Raw genomic sequence first — 13,809 nt, 5'->3', positions numbered from 1 at the left:
CGGTGTCAACCGAAGACGTTGGACCGTGCCGCCTTGGCAATGAAGGTCGTGACCTGCGGCGACGCGGCCTCGATGTCGGCTTCGTATTTCAGAAGCACGTTGAGCGTGTCCTTGACGATCTCGGTGTCGAGCTCGGTGGCCTGGAGCAGCACCAGCACGCGCGCCCAATCGATGGTCTCGCTGACCGATGGCAGCTTCTTCAGATCGAGCGAGCGGATCTCGTGGATGAAGCCGACCATTTGCCGGCGCAGCGTCTGCGAAATGCCGGGCACCCGGCTCTCGACGATGCGTTCCTCCAGCCGCTGCTCGGGAAAGCCGATGTGCAGATGCAGGCAGCGCCGCTTCAGCGCATCGCCAAGATCGCGCTCGCTGTTGGAAGTGAGGATGACCGTCGGCGGCGTGATCGCCGAGACGGTGCCGAGCTCGGGGATCGTGACCTGGAAGTCGGACAGGATCTCCAGCAGCAGCGATTCGAATTCCGCATCCGACTTGTCGATCTCGTCGATCAGGAGCACGCAGCCGCCCGGCTGCTCCAGCGCCTGGAGCAGGGGGCGCGGCTCGACGAATTCCTTGGAGAAGAACACGTCGCCAAAGTCATGGAGCTGGCCGAGCGCAGCGTGCAGCGTCTGCGCGCCGCCGAGCACCTCGCCAAGCTTGTCCTTCAGGATCTGGGTATAGAGAAGCTGCTTGGCGTATTTCCACTCGTAGAGCGCCTTGGCCTCGTCGAGGCCCTCGTAGCATTGCAGGCGGATCATCTTCTTGCCGCGCCAGGCGGCAATCGCCTTGGCAAGCTCGGTCTTGCCGACGCCCGCGGGGCCTTCGACCAGGATCGGCTTCTCGATCTGTTGCGCCAAATAGACGGCGGTCGCGATCTGCCGGCTCGCGATGTAGCCCTGCGCGGCGAGGCCGCTCTCCACTGCCTCGATCGCGGTCGAGGCCTTCTGATCAGCCACGAAACGGCGCTCCCAAAGGTCTTGCTCGAGGCCCGTTCTGCCTGCGTTCCAGGCAAAGAACAAGCCTCGTTTGGGAGACATCAGACACGCGCGATCGGCGTTTTTCCGCTCAACGCAAATAGTTGGACGGTGCCGGCGCGCAATCAGTGCCGCAGCAGCTCCGGCTTGCGGATGGTTTGTCTGAGCTCGGCGCCGCAATCGGCGCATTCATAGACAAAGTCGATCTTGGCAAGGCTCCAATGCGGTTCGACCTCGCGCACATACATCGGCAGGAACCCCATGCAGGTAGGGCAGTTCACGGGCGCGATTTCGACATCCTGATGATGCTGAACATAAGCTGGCATCTCGGCTCTCCTTCGCAGACGACAACCAAACCCCGCCTGAACGCTACTGCCGCTCGCTCCAGGCCCGTCATCAACTCTTCCGAACAGAGGCGGAACGGAAAGCGTTTGTGGTTCGCTGTGACATTCTTGTTACGCGTCTGTACTGTAACGGGCGGATCAAAATGCCTATTTCGCGGGAACGATCAGGTTCTCCGAGCTTCACCACAACGAAAAGGGAGCAACGCCCATGACGCATGCCATTCGCTTTCACAAGACCGGCGGCCCGGAAGTCCTGGTCTGGGAGGAGGTTAGCGTCGGCAAGCCGGGTCCTGGCGAGGCGCGCATCCGTCACACCGCGGTTGGCCTCAATTTCGTCGACATCTACAACCGCTCGGGCCTGTATCCGGCGCCGTTGCCCAGCGGGCTCGGCAGCGAGGCGGCCGGCGTCGTCGAGGAGGTCGGCCAAGGTGTCACCGATCTGAAGCCGGGCGATCGTGTCGCCTACGGCGCCTCGCCGCTCGGCGCCTATTCCGAGGCGCGACTGATCCCCGCCGACCGCTTGTTGAAACTGCCAGACGGCGTCGATGACAAGACCGCGGCGGCGATGATGCTGAAGGGGCTGACGACGCAATATCTGATCCGGCAGACCTATCGGGTGAAGGCCGGTGACACCATCCTGCTGCATGCCGCGGCCGGCGGTGTCGGTCTGATCCTGAGCCAGTGGGCCAAGCATCTCGGGGCAACCGTGATCGGCACCGTCAGCAACGATGAGAAGGCCAAGCTCGCCAAGGCGCATGGCTGCGACCACGTCATCATCTACACGCGCGAGGATTTCGTGAAGCGTGTCGACGAAATCACCGGCGGCAAGAAGGTGCCGGTCGTCTATGATTCCGTCGGCAAGGACACGTTCCTGAAATCGCTGGATTGCCTCGCGCCGCTCGGCGTCGCCGCGCTGTTCGGCCAGTCCTCCGGCGCGGTGGAGCCACTCAATCTCGGCCTGCTGGCGCAAAAAGGCTCGCTCTACGTCACGCGACCGACGTTGTTCACCTATGCCGCCAAGCGCGAGAGCCTTGTTGCGATGGCAGGCGAGCTGTTTGACGTCGTCAAGTCCGGCGCAGTCAAGATCGAGGTGCATCAAACCTATCCACTGAAGGACGCCGCAAAGGCGCATGCCGATCTCGCCGCGCGCAAGACCACGGGATCGACTGTGCTCATGGTGTGATGTTCGCCCGGGCGGCGTGGCGCAGGTGGCCGGCTTCCGTCACGTCCGCTCGTGCTTGCGCAGATCGCGGGCGTGATCGAGGCTGGCTGCCTGGAGGTCGATGTCCTCGGGCGAAATCCGGGGCAGGGCGGCCTCGGTCAGGATGGCCTCGGTCACGTCCTCGACCGAATTCTCGGCGATTTCGTGAATGAACGAGACATTCCGGTATTCGCCCGAAGCGACGCGAGAAATGACCTCGCGCCTCGTGATTTCGGGATCGACGATCGCCTCGCGGCCGCGCCGCCCATAGTCGATCATCACGACGAAATATTGCATGGAACGAACCTGCCGCACGCCTGTTCGAGGGTGCGGCAGAGTATTTCCGAAAAGCAGAATAAAGTCAAGACCGATTTCCAAAAAACGGAAATCCGGCTCCTTTACTTGCCCTTCTTGCGGGGGCGGGCCGACTTGGCGCGCAGCCGCTCAAGCTGTCCCTTCGGCATGGAGAGGCAGATCTCTCCGACCCAGTCGAGCTTCACGCCGACGATCGGCTTGGCGTTGAAGCTGTTGAGATTAACGACTGATGGGCTTTTCCCGCGCTCGATGGTCTTCAAATAGCGCTCTCCGGTCTTGAGCCGGACCACGGCCTCTTCGCCGTAGAAGCTCGACAGCGGATGACGTTGGTCCTTGTAGACCACGATCACGTCGCCGCTCTCGTATTTTGGCAACATCGAATCGCCCACGATCTCGAATGCGATCGTCTCTTCCATGATCGGGAAGGGCAGCGCGATGTCGCCGAGCCCCTCCGGCGGAACCTGTTCATAATCCGGCTCGATCACCGCACCAGCGCCGACGCGCCCCATGATCGGGGCGAGATTGAGCTCGAGATACTCCATGATCGGAATGATCTCCGAGGCCTTCACCAGGCGTTCACCGCCGAGGATCTCCGAGACTGCGCCGGGCCGCACGCCCATGGCCGCCGCCAGGCCGCCCTTGCTCTTGCCTGTCTTCTCCAGGCCCCGCTCGATCATAGCAACGTCCAACATCACGATTCCCTCGATTGCGCACCGTCCTGCTCTTGTAATCCGAAATTCGGAATTGATGCAATTATGAATATCAGAATTATTGCTTGACTTTGGATTCGGAATACCGGAATGTGCCATCCGCCCTCCCGATCGTGCGATCGCGGGAGGCGCATCACAGGACAGCAGCATGGAACCGGGCCATTGGCCGTCGGAGCACTCCGACGCGCTTCGTGACTATTTTCTCAGAGGGATGACTTATGCGGCGATCGGAAAGGAGATTAACGCAAGGTTGGAACCGCTTACACGCGCAACGCGGTGGTTGGCCGCGCCAAGCGGCTGGGGCTCGCGACATCCGCACGGATGACCAGCCCGCCGATCGTGCCGTTGTTGTCGGGCGAGGCCTGTCCGCTTTCGCCGCACCGTCCGGCGTTGTCGAGCCTGAACCTGCCACCAAAATCGGCGATGAAGCCCGCGGCACCGCTCAAGTTGCGCTGCGTCGGCGTCCGGCCGCGCCTGATCCCGCTGCTCGAACTCGCATGCGGCGACTGTCGATATCCCTATGGCGGCGACAAGGACGGGGAGGAGATCGCGTTCTGCGGCCATCCGCGTCAACCCGGCTCCAGCTATTGCGCACCGCATGCGCGCCTGACGCGGCCGTCGGGGCTTGCGTCCGCCCGCATCGTCGGTCCCGTCGTGTTGCGGCTGGTCCCGGCCGGCTGAAGCGGCGGCCATCCGTCCGATCTTTCGATTTTGCAGTCGCCAACTTCGCAGGGAGTATCCGAGTGGCACGTGCCCGACGCAATAAATCTTACAAACTGACGGGGATCCACGATCGGCGGTCCCGCGAGGTGCCGTTCAATGCCGATGTGGCGGAGGTCGAGGTCGACAATCCGCTGGCGCTCGATCCCGGCGAGAAGATCGTGGCGGTCCGATCGGTCCGCAGCGATCCGCTCGGCCGGCTGCACGCGCATCATCAGATCGACGAAGCGCAATATCGCGGAGGGCGGGCCTTCCAGAGCGATTGGGAGAGAGCGGAACGTGGACCTCAGGCGATGGACCCGACCCGCGAATATGTCGATGGCGCACGCACGCGCGAGCCGGTCACCGAGAGCCAACGCCAGGCGGTGCTGCGGCTGAACCGGGTCGAACACGAACTCGGCACGGACGGCGCTGCGCTGGTGCACGATGTGCTCGTGCTGGGCTTGACCATGGATCAGATCGGACAGCGTCGCGCCGTTCGTACCCAGCGTTGGAACGACTATTTTGCGCGGCGCTTTCGCGAATGCCTGGATCGGCTGGCGCTGATCTACGGGTTCGTCACGGAAGCGGGAATGCAACGAGCAGAGCAGCGCAAATGACAACGGCATGCCCGCGGTTTCGGCCGCGGGCATGCCGTCTGCGGCTCACGGATGCGGGACGATCTGGTAGGGCGTCGTATAGGGCTCGACACGGAGGGAGGCGTTGGCCAAAAGCCCGATCTTGGCGCTCGGCGCCTGCTGCAATTCGCCGTTCGGGCCGCGACGCACGTTGTACTGCCACACGGTGAGATCGCCCTTTTGCGCCAGCGCATGCGCAACCGCACTCGCATCGTTGCCGCCGAGCGCCCGAAGCTCGTCCGCCGACAATCCGACCACGATTTCGTCCTTGATGGTGACGATCTTGAACAGGTTCATCTTGGTCTCCTGCGCCGATGCGCCTTGTGTCGAGAGGGTGAGAAGCGCGACCGCGGCACCCCTGATGAGATCGCAGCGAGAAATCATGTCGTCGTCCTTTGGTGGTGGCACGCGCCCAGATCGTGAGTCCATCAGCCATGGCGCCGTGGTCTGCGTGGCCGTCCGCAACGGCTTTGTCGTTCGCTCCTGAACATCGGTTCACGGGCGGAAAACATGGGAGATCAAGGAGCTTCGCTGGAGCGTGCCGGAGACCGGCGTTCAAGTCGTCGGCGATGCAACCGAAGCGGCGTCACTCAACAATTACGTGTATGCGCGGCCTAACGCCAGCTCGTGTCTGCAAATGTCCATTCACATCGGAAACAAAGGCGAAACACGGTGCCGATTGATGACCATCAAGGCCGTGTGCGGCTTTTGATGCCGCTTCTTGACGCAGGAGGGTGACGGCGCTCGATATTCCTGTTATCCGGAATTGCCGGGGGTGCGATGCGGACGAAGCATCGCTACGCCGGCCGACGGGCTTGCCGAAGGGGTTGTTTCTTGTCATACTTGCAACCTGCTCGGTTGAGTCCATCCGCTCGGGCATGAAGTTCAGCCTGCTGGCCCACCGGCCGAGATCCGATTTGTCGCCGTGGGTTCGGTTTCGGCATTCGGTTCTCGCATGCGACTTCGACGCCGGAAAGGCCGATGCTTGTCATAGGTGCGAGATGAAGAACCTCAATTTCGCGGCTGAACTGCACCTCAAGCTCGGCGCGCCTGCAAGCGGCACCGTCGAAAGCCTGCGCCTGCTCCGAGCCTTCCTGAAGCTCGAGCCTCGGCAGCGTTTCGAGGTCATCAAGCTCGTCGAAGACCTCGCCACCGAAGAAGCCCTTTCCGAGCACCCCCTCTCCTGAACCAGGCCGCCGGCCTGCCGCCTTTTTTCGTTTCCGCCAGATCCGGCCGCCGGGCGACCTCTGCTTGGCGGCTGGCCGCTGGAAGGCGATCCGGCAAGTGTGGTATTCAGTCAGAAAAAGGGAGGAGTGCGACCATGATCGAACCGAAACTGGAAGTTCCGGCCGAACTGCGCGACCTGGCCGAGAAGACGATTGACCAGGCGGAACAGGCGTTCGGCATGTTTTTCGATGCCGCCACCAAATCGATGTCGTCCGTCCCGGGCGCGGGGACGGAGGTTTCGAAGCAGGCGCTCGCTTTCACCGAGCAGAACATGAAATCGGCGTTCGAGCATGCACGCAAGCTGGTTCACGCCACAGACCTGCAGGAAGCGATGCGAATTCAATCCGACTTCCTGCGCAGCCAATTCACCAGCGCCGGGGACCACATGCGCCAGATGACCGGCAGTCTCATGCAGCCGGGCAAGGGCAAGCCTTGATCCCGTTGGACCCCGTTTGCCGTCCGTCATCCTTTCTGCTGATCCCTGTCGGTCTTGCGGCAGGGATTTGCAGTTCTTGGGCTCACGATTGGCGACGCGCTCATCCGCAACACGATCGCGGAAATTGCGACAGATCGATGCGGGCGATGATCGACCGCAGCAGCCGGCGCATCGAACGATAGAGGTGCCTTACGAATGCCGGCGTCCGTGCCGTAGGCAACCCTGGGCACTTCGTATCAAGGCTGTCGGTATGGTACGACACGTGCCTCTCCGAGATGGCGAGGCCCTTTCTACCGTGGCCAGTCCGGAGCTGCCTTGATCTGCCGCAAACGGGTTTTCGGTCAATAGTCGCCGGGATTCATGATCATCGGGCTTTTCGTATCGGCCGGGGCGAGCGCGCTGCTGGCGCTGTCACGCAGGAAGCGGTCGAGCGTTGCCTGGATCTTCGCCTTGACCGCGTCTGGACCGCGATCGCTCATCTCGGTGTGCTGAGCACCGGTATGGACGATGTCGATGCCGCGCGCCTTGGCCTCTTCCGGCGTCGGCAGCACGCCGGGATCGGTCACGAAATGCGGGTCCTTCGAGCGGAACGACAAGATCTTCAAATTGTCGCTGAGCACGAAAGGCACCCGCAGATTGTCGAGCGTGATCACCTTCGATACCAGCTCCGGGTGCTGGTGGGCGACGTACATCGAGACGTCGCCGCCGTTGGAATGGCCGACGAGAGTGATGTGGTCGTAGTCGGCGTTCTCCCGCCGCTTCTTCAATTCGGCCAGCACGAACAGAATGTTGGCCTCGCATCGGATATAGACTGGATGGCGGCCGACATATTGCTCGCCGACATGGGTCATCAGGGGTGGATCGCTCGGCAGGTCCTGCTGGATGCTGGCAACCAGATAGCCGCGTGCGGCGAGCACGTTGGCGAGGAAGGAATATTCGGTAGCCTTGACCGTGTTGCCGTTGCTGATGATGGCGAGCGGGAGCTTCCAGAGGCCGAGATTGGCCTTGGTCTCGTAGTCGCGCCGCACCGCGAGCTCGACCGAGATCGGCCGTTGGCGTGACGCGTCGAACAGGGTCAAAGTCTCATGGCGGATCGCGAACCGGCTGACGACGAAATATTGACCGACGCCGAGGACGCAGAGAAACGCCAGGATTGCAAAAACCCGCTTCATGACTTCGTCTCAAAATACCTTCGGTTGGACATGGTCATTGGGAGCTCGCGGATCGAGCGATCGTGAGCAGGTTGCGGGATTAAATTTCGGCAAGTTTGTGAGCACAGCCGCAATGGGCTGCATGTCGCGTATCGCAGCGCCAGGGACTAAAGGCAACCGGCCTTGCCGCGCTCGGGGCAGAGCGCGGTCGTGGCGGAGGCCATCGAAGACCGCGCCACGGCCGACTTCCTGGTGAGCATGAGATGCGAGGAAGGGCAGGGGTATTTCGTCGGCCGTTCGATGCCGACCGAGACGCTCGAGAAGCAATTTCTGACGGCCGAGCTCGAAGCCGTCAGCGCCGCCTGAATAGTTGGTTTTGCAGCCTGATCAGCTGGTTTTCGATATTACCGGCGGCGCGCAATCGCGACGCCGAACAAGAAGGCTACGAACAGGCTGGCAAGCGGCGCTTCGCGCGTGATCGCAGCGACCGTCGCGAGCGGGCGGCCCGGTCTCCGCGCGTCCTCGACCGCAGAGGTCAGACGATCGACTGCTGCATGGAGACCTCCAGCAACCTCACCAATCGTGCGGGAGACATCCGTCGCTGCATCGATGGCGCGCTCGGCTACGCCGGGTTTGTGATTGGATTGCGGTATCTCCGTGCTCAAGCGCGCGACCTCCAGGCCTGATGGATGGAGGCCGGCACCTTTGGCTATCCGCGCGAGCGCTCGTTTTGAACAGCGGGTCTGACGACCTTTGGCTATCCGCGACAGGCGCCGTTGGTTTTACGGCGGGTGCCGGCCTCTTGAATGGGCAATTCGGCGGGCGGGATTTTGTTCCGGCCAAGTCGAAGCCCCGTGAAACGACGGATGCGAATCTCTGTTAGGCTGGCTCAACCTTTCCGACGTAAGGAGGCAGCCGTGACCGATCAGGCCATGATGGATCGAACCCGGCGCATCGCCTTGCTCGGCGCGCCTATCGACATGGGGGCTTCCCAGCGCGGCACCTTGATGGGTCCAGCGGCGCTCCGCACGGCGGGTCTTGCGACACTGCTCGAGAGCCTGGATTTCGAGGTGGTCGACTACGGTGATCTTTCCGCTGCCGAGGTCGGGGACCTCGCCGACAAGCCGCCCGCCCAAGCCAATCACTACCGCGAAATCCAGCGCTGGACGCGCCTGCTGAGCCGCAGGGGCCATGAGATCGCGGAAACTGGCGCACTGCCGATCTTCCTCGGCGGCGATCACACGCTGTCGATGGGGTCGGTCAATGCGATGGCGCGGCATTGGCAGGAGCGCGGCCGCGAGCTCTTCGTGCTCTGGCTCGATGCCCATGCCGACTACAACACGCCGGAGACGACAATCACGGCCAACATGCACGGCATGTCGGCGGCGTTTCTCTGCGGCGAGCCCGGCCTCGACGGTCTTTTGGGCGATGATCCGCGCGCCTCGATCACGCCGGACAGGCTAGACCTGTTCGGTGCGCGTTCGATCGACAAGCTCGAAAAGGAGTTGATGCGGGCGCGGCGGATCAGGGTTGTCGACATGCGCCAGATCGACGAGTTCGGCGTCGCCGTCCTGATCCGGCGCGTCATCGAGCGCGTCAAGGCACGCAACGGCGTTTTGCATGTCAGCTTCGATGTCGATTTTCTCGATCCGTGTGTGGCGCCGGGCGTGGGCACGACTGTGCCGGGTGGCGCGACCTATCGCGAGGCGCATCTGATCATGGAGCTGTTGCACGATTCCGGCATGGTTGGATCCGTCGACATCGTCGAGCTCAATCCGTTCCTGGACGAGCGCGGCCGGACCGCCCGCACCGCGGTCGAACTGATCGGCAGCCTGTTCGGTCAGCAGATCACCGACCGGCCGACGCCGAGCAATGCCATCGCACCGGGCGAGTGAAGCGGTAAATGATTATTTCGGATGGTCAGCCTTGCAGGCAAGCGGCGGCGGCTTAGTGCAAGGGACTGCAGTCCAGCATCTTGATCCTGCCGGCCGCGTCAAATGCGATAAGCGCACGCATGACACCGGTATCGGTGATGTACGAGATCATGGTTCCGTCGTTGTGCGACGGGTTGAGATCGTCCAACGTGCCCGCCGGATATTTTCGGAGGCGGTCGATCCAATAGGCACGAAGTGCCTTACGGCCCGTAATGGTGGCGCCGGAACAGCCGCAGTGCACCACGGCATCTTCGGCATAGAGTTCCAGGATCGCTTCGATATCGCCCGCACGATAGGCATCTAGCCAGTCGATCGCGGCGGCCATGGGGTCAAAGGATACGGTCGTCACTTACATTCCATCCAAGTCTGGTCTCGGCCGCGTTGGACCCGCTAAGTCTCTTTCTTGATTCGATTATTTGTATTTTAATACCCTCACCCGGCCACGCCCATATGGCGAAGGACATAGACGACCGGGACGAGGCAAAGTCCATGTTAGACGTGTCTGCGAAGCAGGAGATATTCAATCGCATCCGGCTCGTGATCGTCGACAGTCAACCGATCGTCCTGCACGGACTGAAGTCGGTACTCGGAACGCAGCAGGATTTCGAACTTGTCGCGTCTTCCAGCGATGGGACAAGCTGCCTCGACGCCATCCGGACGTTGGCACCCGACCTCGCGCTTGTGGCCGACAGCCTGCCGGATCTGACGGCATCTGAAATCCTCGCGATCGCGAAAGCCGAGAAGCTTTCCACGAGCCTGGTGTTTTTTACCGAGTCTGACGTCGACGGCGATCTCGCCGCGGCGATTGCTGCTGGTGCTTGCACCGCAATATCGAAATATGCCGCTCCCGCCACCATGCTGCAATCGCTGAGGTTGATCACGACGAGCGGTGTGTCGCTGGAGCCGTGCGATCTCTCACCGAACGGCAATGAAGCCGAGGACGGCAAAATTGAAAAGATGCTGGAGCTGTTGACGCAACGGGAACGTCAAATTGCAGGGCTCGTGTCGGAAGGAATGTCGAACAAGGAGATCGCGCGCAAGCTCAACGTTTCCCAAGGGACAGTCAAAGTCCACCTCTACAATATTTTTCAGAAGCTCGAGATCTCCAACCGGACCGTGCTTGCCACCATCTCATTGTTGCAACGCACCTCTGGCTTCGGCGCGCTCGCGCTGGCCTTTCTGGCCTTCGCAATTGCCGACGAACTCAAGGCGTCGGAAGCGAACGATATGTTTCCGAATGACGATGGCTCCGGCCACGCAGGCGAACACGCCGGATATGAGATTTGGAAAAAAGCTATTCTCCAGCACCTCGTGGTCTCGCAATCCGGCGAGACGCTTCCTCTTATCGAGAGCGACCTTTTCGCCAGGGCGAGCCAGGCCGCGAACCCGGCGGCGGCTATGGAAGCACTTCGCGCGGCCGAGCAATTCATGGGCTCGAAAGCGTGGAAAGACGCCGGTCCTGTTGGATCGAGCACGCCGAACAATGCTGCGCTGTTGCTGCGAGCAGCCAACGACACTCCGATCGGAGTGGATCCTGCCCGGGAACAGCACGTCCAGCGGCTGGCTTCGGATCCGATGTCGATTCACGGAGGGTACGCCACCTTCGCCGCTCTCGCCGGCGCGTTGATCTACGCACTAAGCGAGTCTCAGGCCGCCGCGCAGCCGCATGAGCTGGGTCAAGCATCGATCGACAGCGTCTTGGCCAGCATCGGAGAGAATGCAACCACGAAGCTGGCCGCGATCACGCATGTCGATCCCAATCATGCAGACAACTCGGCCCCGGATTTCCATTCGCACGATGTTCGCCCGTCCTTCGCCTTTGTGACCACTGGACATGAGAACCTCGCGCAAGAAGGCGTTCGGAGCCAAACGGGCCTGGAGGTCGCGGGTGAAACCCTCCCAACCCCTGTTGGCGTCTTGGATGTTGGTCATGATTCCGGTTTGGGCGGATACAGCCGCGATCAACTGATGGATGGCAACGTTGAACACGTTGTCTATCGTTCCCCCAGCGAGTCCAAGTCTGTCTCTTCCGACACTGCCCTGGATTTCGATTCCGGGCCGGACAGGCTCAATCTTGCGGCTTTCGGAGCGCTTGCTTTTCTGCATCTGACGGCGGCAACCAAATCCATACCGCCACACACCCTCGCCTGGGTCTACAATTCCGCAACCAATGAAACGATCGTCTATGTGAATTCGACCGATCGCATCCTTGATATCGGGGATCGCGGCCTGCTGGAAATCCATCTGCAAGGAATTGTCTCCATTGCAGCGTCGGATTTCGGTCAACAGCCCGAAGGCGCGGCTGTCGCGGTCACCTTGGAGCAGCTCGAGCAAGCGCTGACACCGGCGATCGCAACGGATCAGGCTGTTCTGAGTACGGACAGCATTTATGAGAGCGAGAGCTCACTGGGCGTGGCGGCACTCTGGAGCGCGTCGGTCGACGAGGGCCTGAGCTTTCAATTCGCGCAGACCAGGACCGGCCCGGGACGATCGACAGAATTCAGAACCTTCACGCGCGATACGGTCGATACAACGGAGGAGAGCGTGGCGGCGTCCGGTGTATCGGCTCCCGTATCATCAATCGCGCCTGGTCATGGTGCGGCGGCTCCGGCGGTTGAAAACTTCACCTCGAAGAGCCAGCCGACCAATGCGGACACCATCGCTCTTTCGACAAAGCAGAGCGAGGTCGTCCCACCGGGTCTCACAAAGGCCGACAGCACGGGTCGCGGTCATTCTGACCACGCTTCGGAGCCAGAATCTGCACAGGCGGCCACAGATTCGGCTGGCCACGGCGCCGGGCATCAGGCGCCGGCTTCGGAGGCAGCGAGAGCATCGGCGGCGGAGAAGAGGTCAGATCAGGCGGCCGTGGACCACCGCAACTCGGGATATGATCAACACCCGACCTCTACAAAACCATCGAAAGCTGCCGAGCTGAGCGTCTCAATCGCCGACAGTGCGGGCCGTGGTCACTCTGAGCACGCTTCGAAGCCGGGATCGAAAGAGGCGGCCACAGATTCGACTGAACCGGGCAACGGTGTTGGCCACGGCGCCGGGCATCAATCGCCGGCGTCGGAGGCAGCGAGGGCGTCGGCGGCGGAAAAGAGTTCAGATCAGGCCGCCGTGGACCACGGCAACTCGGGTCATGATCAACACCCGAGCTCTACAAAAGCATCGAAAGCCGCCGAGACCGCCGGGCCGAGCGCTTCAAAGGCCGACGATGTGGGCGGCGGTCACTCGCAGCACGCTTTGGAGCAAGGCTCTGCGAAGGCAGCCGCTAAAGGGATGGCCGAAGCGAAGTCCACACCGGACGCCGGCGCCGGCCATGACAAGGAGCATCACTCCTCGGCTTCCGACGGTGCGCCAGGGGCGGCGAAAACGGCAGAAAAAGGAAGTGCCGACCACAGCAACGCGGGACACTCAACTTCTGCAAACGCACCGGACGCAGAACCGAACAGCGCAACCGCCGAAAGCGCCGGCAGCGGTCATTCGCAGCACGCGGGGGAGGCGGGGTCTCCAAAAACTGTCACCGCCGAAATGATTGAAGCTGAGCTCGTCCCGGGCCGCGGCGTTGGCAATGGTGCGCAGCATCACGGTCCGGCTTCGGACACTGCGAAGGTGTCAGCGGCTGGGAAGACGGCAGAACCAGACCGCGCCGCCGTGGAACATGGCAAGTTCTGGCACTCAACCGCTGCAAACACGGCGGAAGCAACCGAGAGCGCCGAAGCGAGCGCCGCAAGCGGCCGCGACGCTGGAGGTGGACACGCAAAGCAGGCCGCGCAGTCTGGCGCACCCGCATCGGAAGCCTCACAGCCGGCTAAAGCGGCGTTCGGGATGGGCGGTGCAGATCAATCCGCATTCCGCTTCGATCACGAGGCAGCTCCTTCCACTCTCGTCGCGGTCGTAGAGCCCAGAGATATTCCTGGTCCGCACGTTGTGCCCGGTCAGGAAGTTGACCCCGGGATGTTCGTCGAGAAGGTTCATGTTCCGGACGAAGACGCGGTGCACCCCGGCAATCATAGTCCGCAAAACGGCATTGTACCCTCGCCGCATGACTTGCTGATTTGAGGTTTGCTATTGAAGCCTTGCTAGTTTGAGCTTTGGAGCACGACCGCGTTGCTCCAACGACGCAGACTGTGAAAACCTTCCGGCGAAAGCGGGAACCATGGGACCGCAATTGAATTAA

16 protein-coding genes are annotated in these 13,809 nt (G+C 61.9%); 8 read left to right on the top strand and 8 right to left on the bottom strand.

Annotated elements, in window-relative coordinates:
- Window positions 1–5: 5 nt before the first annotated feature.
- Window positions 6–953: an AAA family ATPase gene (locus tag HAP40_RS27320; protein ID WP_166814835.1), complete on the bottom strand. Its 948-nt coding sequence runs from the start codon at window positions 951–953 to the stop codon at window positions 6–8.
- Between the two features lie 143 nt (window positions 954–1,096).
- Window positions 1,097–1,297, bottom strand: a complete 201-nt coding sequence (locus tag HAP40_RS27315; protein WP_036007702.1) for a hypothetical protein — start codon at window positions 1,295–1,297, stop codon at window positions 1,097–1,099.
- Between the two features lie 226 nt (window positions 1,298–1,523).
- Between HAP40_RS27315 and HAP40_RS27310 the strand changes: the two genes are divergently transcribed.
- The gene (locus HAP40_RS27310) at window positions 1,524–2,498 is read left to right on the top strand and encodes a quinone oxidoreductase family protein (RefSeq protein WP_166814836.1); all 975 of its coding nucleotides are present in this window, start codon (window positions 1,524–1,526) and stop codon (window positions 2,496–2,498) included.
- A gap of 39 nt (window positions 2,499–2,537) precedes the next feature.
- On the opposite strand, the gene HAP40_RS27305 is transcribed toward HAP40_RS27310, so the two are convergent.
- Together HAP40_RS27305 and HAP40_RS27300 are read right to left on the bottom strand one after the other, a co-directional pair.
- Window positions 2,538–2,813 carry a hypothetical protein gene (locus tag HAP40_RS27305; protein WP_166819342.1) on the bottom strand — a complete coding sequence of 92 codons (276 nt, stop codon included), beginning with the start codon at window positions 2,811–2,813 and terminating at the stop codon, window positions 2,538–2,540.
- Between the two features lie 101 nt (window positions 2,814–2,914).
- Window positions 2,915–3,523, bottom strand: a complete 609-nt coding sequence (locus HAP40_RS27300; protein WP_011088876.1) for a S24 family peptidase — start codon at window positions 3,521–3,523, stop codon at window positions 2,915–2,917.
- Window positions 3,524–3,817: 294 nt separating this feature from the next.
- On the opposite strand from HAP40_RS27300, the gene HAP40_RS27295 reads away from it, so the two are divergent.
- Both HAP40_RS27295 and HAP40_RS27290 read left to right on the top strand, forming a co-directional pair.
- Complete coding sequence (locus tag HAP40_RS27295) at window positions 3,818–4,222, top strand: GcrA family cell cycle regulator (protein WP_246741303.1); 405 nt, start codon at window positions 3,818–3,820, stop codon at window positions 4,220–4,222.
- A 62-nt stretch (window positions 4,223–4,284) separates the two neighbouring features.
- Entirely contained in the window at window positions 4,285–4,860 is a 576-nt protein-coding gene (locus HAP40_RS27290; protein ID WP_166814837.1) for a hypothetical protein, read from the top strand.
- A gap of 45 nt (window positions 4,861–4,905) precedes the next feature.
- On the opposite strand, the gene HAP40_RS27285 is transcribed toward HAP40_RS27290, so the two are convergent.
- A complete protein-coding gene (locus tag HAP40_RS27285; RefSeq protein WP_166814838.1) occupies window positions 4,906–5,262 on the bottom strand; it encodes a hypothetical protein in 357 nt (118 codons plus the stop codon).
- A gap of 617 nt (window positions 5,263–5,879) precedes the next feature.
- Here HAP40_RS27285 and HAP40_RS27280 point away from each other — a divergent pair.
- Window positions 5,880–6,065: a hypothetical protein gene (locus HAP40_RS27280; protein ID WP_166819343.1), complete on the top strand. Its 186-nt coding sequence runs from the start codon at window positions 5,880–5,882 to the stop codon at window positions 6,063–6,065.
- Between the two features lie 134 nt (window positions 6,066–6,199).
- Window positions 6,200–6,541 (top strand): phasin, encoded by a 342-nt coding sequence (locus HAP40_RS27275; RefSeq protein WP_166814839.1) that lies wholly within the window; start codon window positions 6,200–6,202, stop codon window positions 6,539–6,541.
- A 341-nt stretch (window positions 6,542–6,882) separates the two neighbouring features.
- Here the strand turns inward: HAP40_RS27275 and HAP40_RS37475 are convergent, their stop codons facing one another.
- On the bottom strand, window positions 6,883–7,713 hold the full coding sequence (locus HAP40_RS37475; protein WP_166814840.1) for an alpha/beta hydrolase: 831 nt from the start codon (window positions 7,711–7,713) through the stop codon (window positions 6,883–6,885).
- A 189-nt stretch (window positions 7,714–7,902) separates the two neighbouring features.
- On the opposite strand from HAP40_RS37475, the gene HAP40_RS27265 reads away from it, so the two are divergent.
- A complete protein-coding gene (locus tag HAP40_RS27265; RefSeq protein WP_166810882.1) occupies window positions 7,903–8,058 on the top strand; it encodes a hypothetical protein in 156 nt (51 codons plus the stop codon).
- A gap of 38 nt (window positions 8,059–8,096) precedes the next feature.
- On the opposite strand, the gene HAP40_RS27260 is transcribed toward HAP40_RS27265, so the two are convergent.
- On the bottom strand, window positions 8,097–8,357 hold the full coding sequence (locus HAP40_RS27260; RefSeq protein WP_166814841.1) for a hypothetical protein: 261 nt from the start codon (window positions 8,355–8,357) through the stop codon (window positions 8,097–8,099).
- Between the two features lie 267 nt (window positions 8,358–8,624).
- Between HAP40_RS27260 and rocF the strand changes: the two genes are divergently transcribed.
- Window positions 8,625–9,587 carry an arginase gene (gene rocF / locus HAP40_RS27255; protein WP_414645410.1) on the top strand — a complete coding sequence of 321 codons (963 nt, stop codon included), beginning with the start codon at window positions 8,625–8,627 and terminating at the stop codon, window positions 9,585–9,587.
- 52 nt (window positions 9,588–9,639) lie between these two features.
- Here the strand turns inward: rocF and HAP40_RS27250 are convergent, their stop codons facing one another.
- Window positions 9,640–9,975 (bottom strand): YybH family protein, encoded by a 336-nt coding sequence (locus HAP40_RS27250; protein ID WP_246741304.1) that lies wholly within the window; start codon window positions 9,973–9,975, stop codon window positions 9,640–9,642.
- A gap of 101 nt (window positions 9,976–10,076) precedes the next feature.
- On the opposite strand from HAP40_RS27250, the gene HAP40_RS27245 reads away from it, so the two are divergent.
- Entirely contained in the window at window positions 10,077–13,691 is a 3,615-nt protein-coding gene (locus HAP40_RS27245) for a response regulator transcription factor (RefSeq protein WP_246741305.1), read from the top strand.
- The last annotated feature ends 118 nt before the right edge of the window (window positions 13,692–13,809 follow it).

This window comes from Bradyrhizobium sp. 1(2017) (genome assembly GCF_011602485.2).
Lineage (GTDB): Bacteria > Pseudomonadota > Alphaproteobacteria > Rhizobiales > Xanthobacteraceae > Bradyrhizobium.
This window is presented reverse-complemented; position numbering and strand designations above follow the sequence as displayed.

What these genes read in the sequence shown, in the direction of transcription:
- HAP40_RS27275 (WP_166814839.1), top strand. Translation starts at nt 6,200, where the DNA reads ATGATCGAACCGAAACTGGAAGTTCCGGCCGAACTGCGCGACCTGGCC.
- rocF (WP_414645410.1), top strand. Translation starts at nt 8,625, where the DNA reads ATGATGGATCGAACCCGGCGCATCGCCTTGCTCGGCGCGCCTATCGAC.
- HAP40_RS27300 (WP_011088876.1), bottom strand. Translation starts at nt 3,523, where the DNA reads ATGTTGGACGTTGCTATGATCGAGCGGGGCCTGGAGAAGACAGGCAAG.
- HAP40_RS37475 (WP_166814840.1), bottom strand. Translation starts at nt 7,713, where the DNA reads ATGAAGCGGGTTTTTGCAATCCTGGCGTTTCTCTGCGTCCTCGGCGTC.
- HAP40_RS27280 (WP_166819343.1), top strand. Translation starts at nt 5,880, where the DNA reads ATGAAGAACCTCAATTTCGCGGCTGAACTGCACCTCAAGCTCGGCGCG.
- HAP40_RS27315 (WP_036007702.1), bottom strand. Translation starts at nt 1,297, where the DNA reads ATGCCAGCTTATGTTCAGCATCATCAGGATGTCGAAATCGCGCCCGTG.
- HAP40_RS27285 (WP_166814838.1), bottom strand. Translation starts at nt 5,262, where the DNA reads ATGATTTCTCGCTGCGATCTCATCAGGGGTGCCGCGGTCGCGCTTCTC.
- HAP40_RS27305 (WP_166819342.1), bottom strand. Translation starts at nt 2,813, where the DNA reads ATGCAATATTTCGTCGTGATGATCGACTATGGGCGGCGCGGCCGCGAG.
- HAP40_RS27245 (WP_246741305.1), top strand. Translation starts at nt 10,077, where the DNA reads ATGGCGAAGGACATAGACGACCGGGACGAGGCAAAGTCCATGTTAGAC.
- HAP40_RS27310 (WP_166814836.1), top strand. Translation starts at nt 1,524, where the DNA reads ATGACGCATGCCATTCGCTTTCACAAGACCGGCGGCCCGGAAGTCCTG.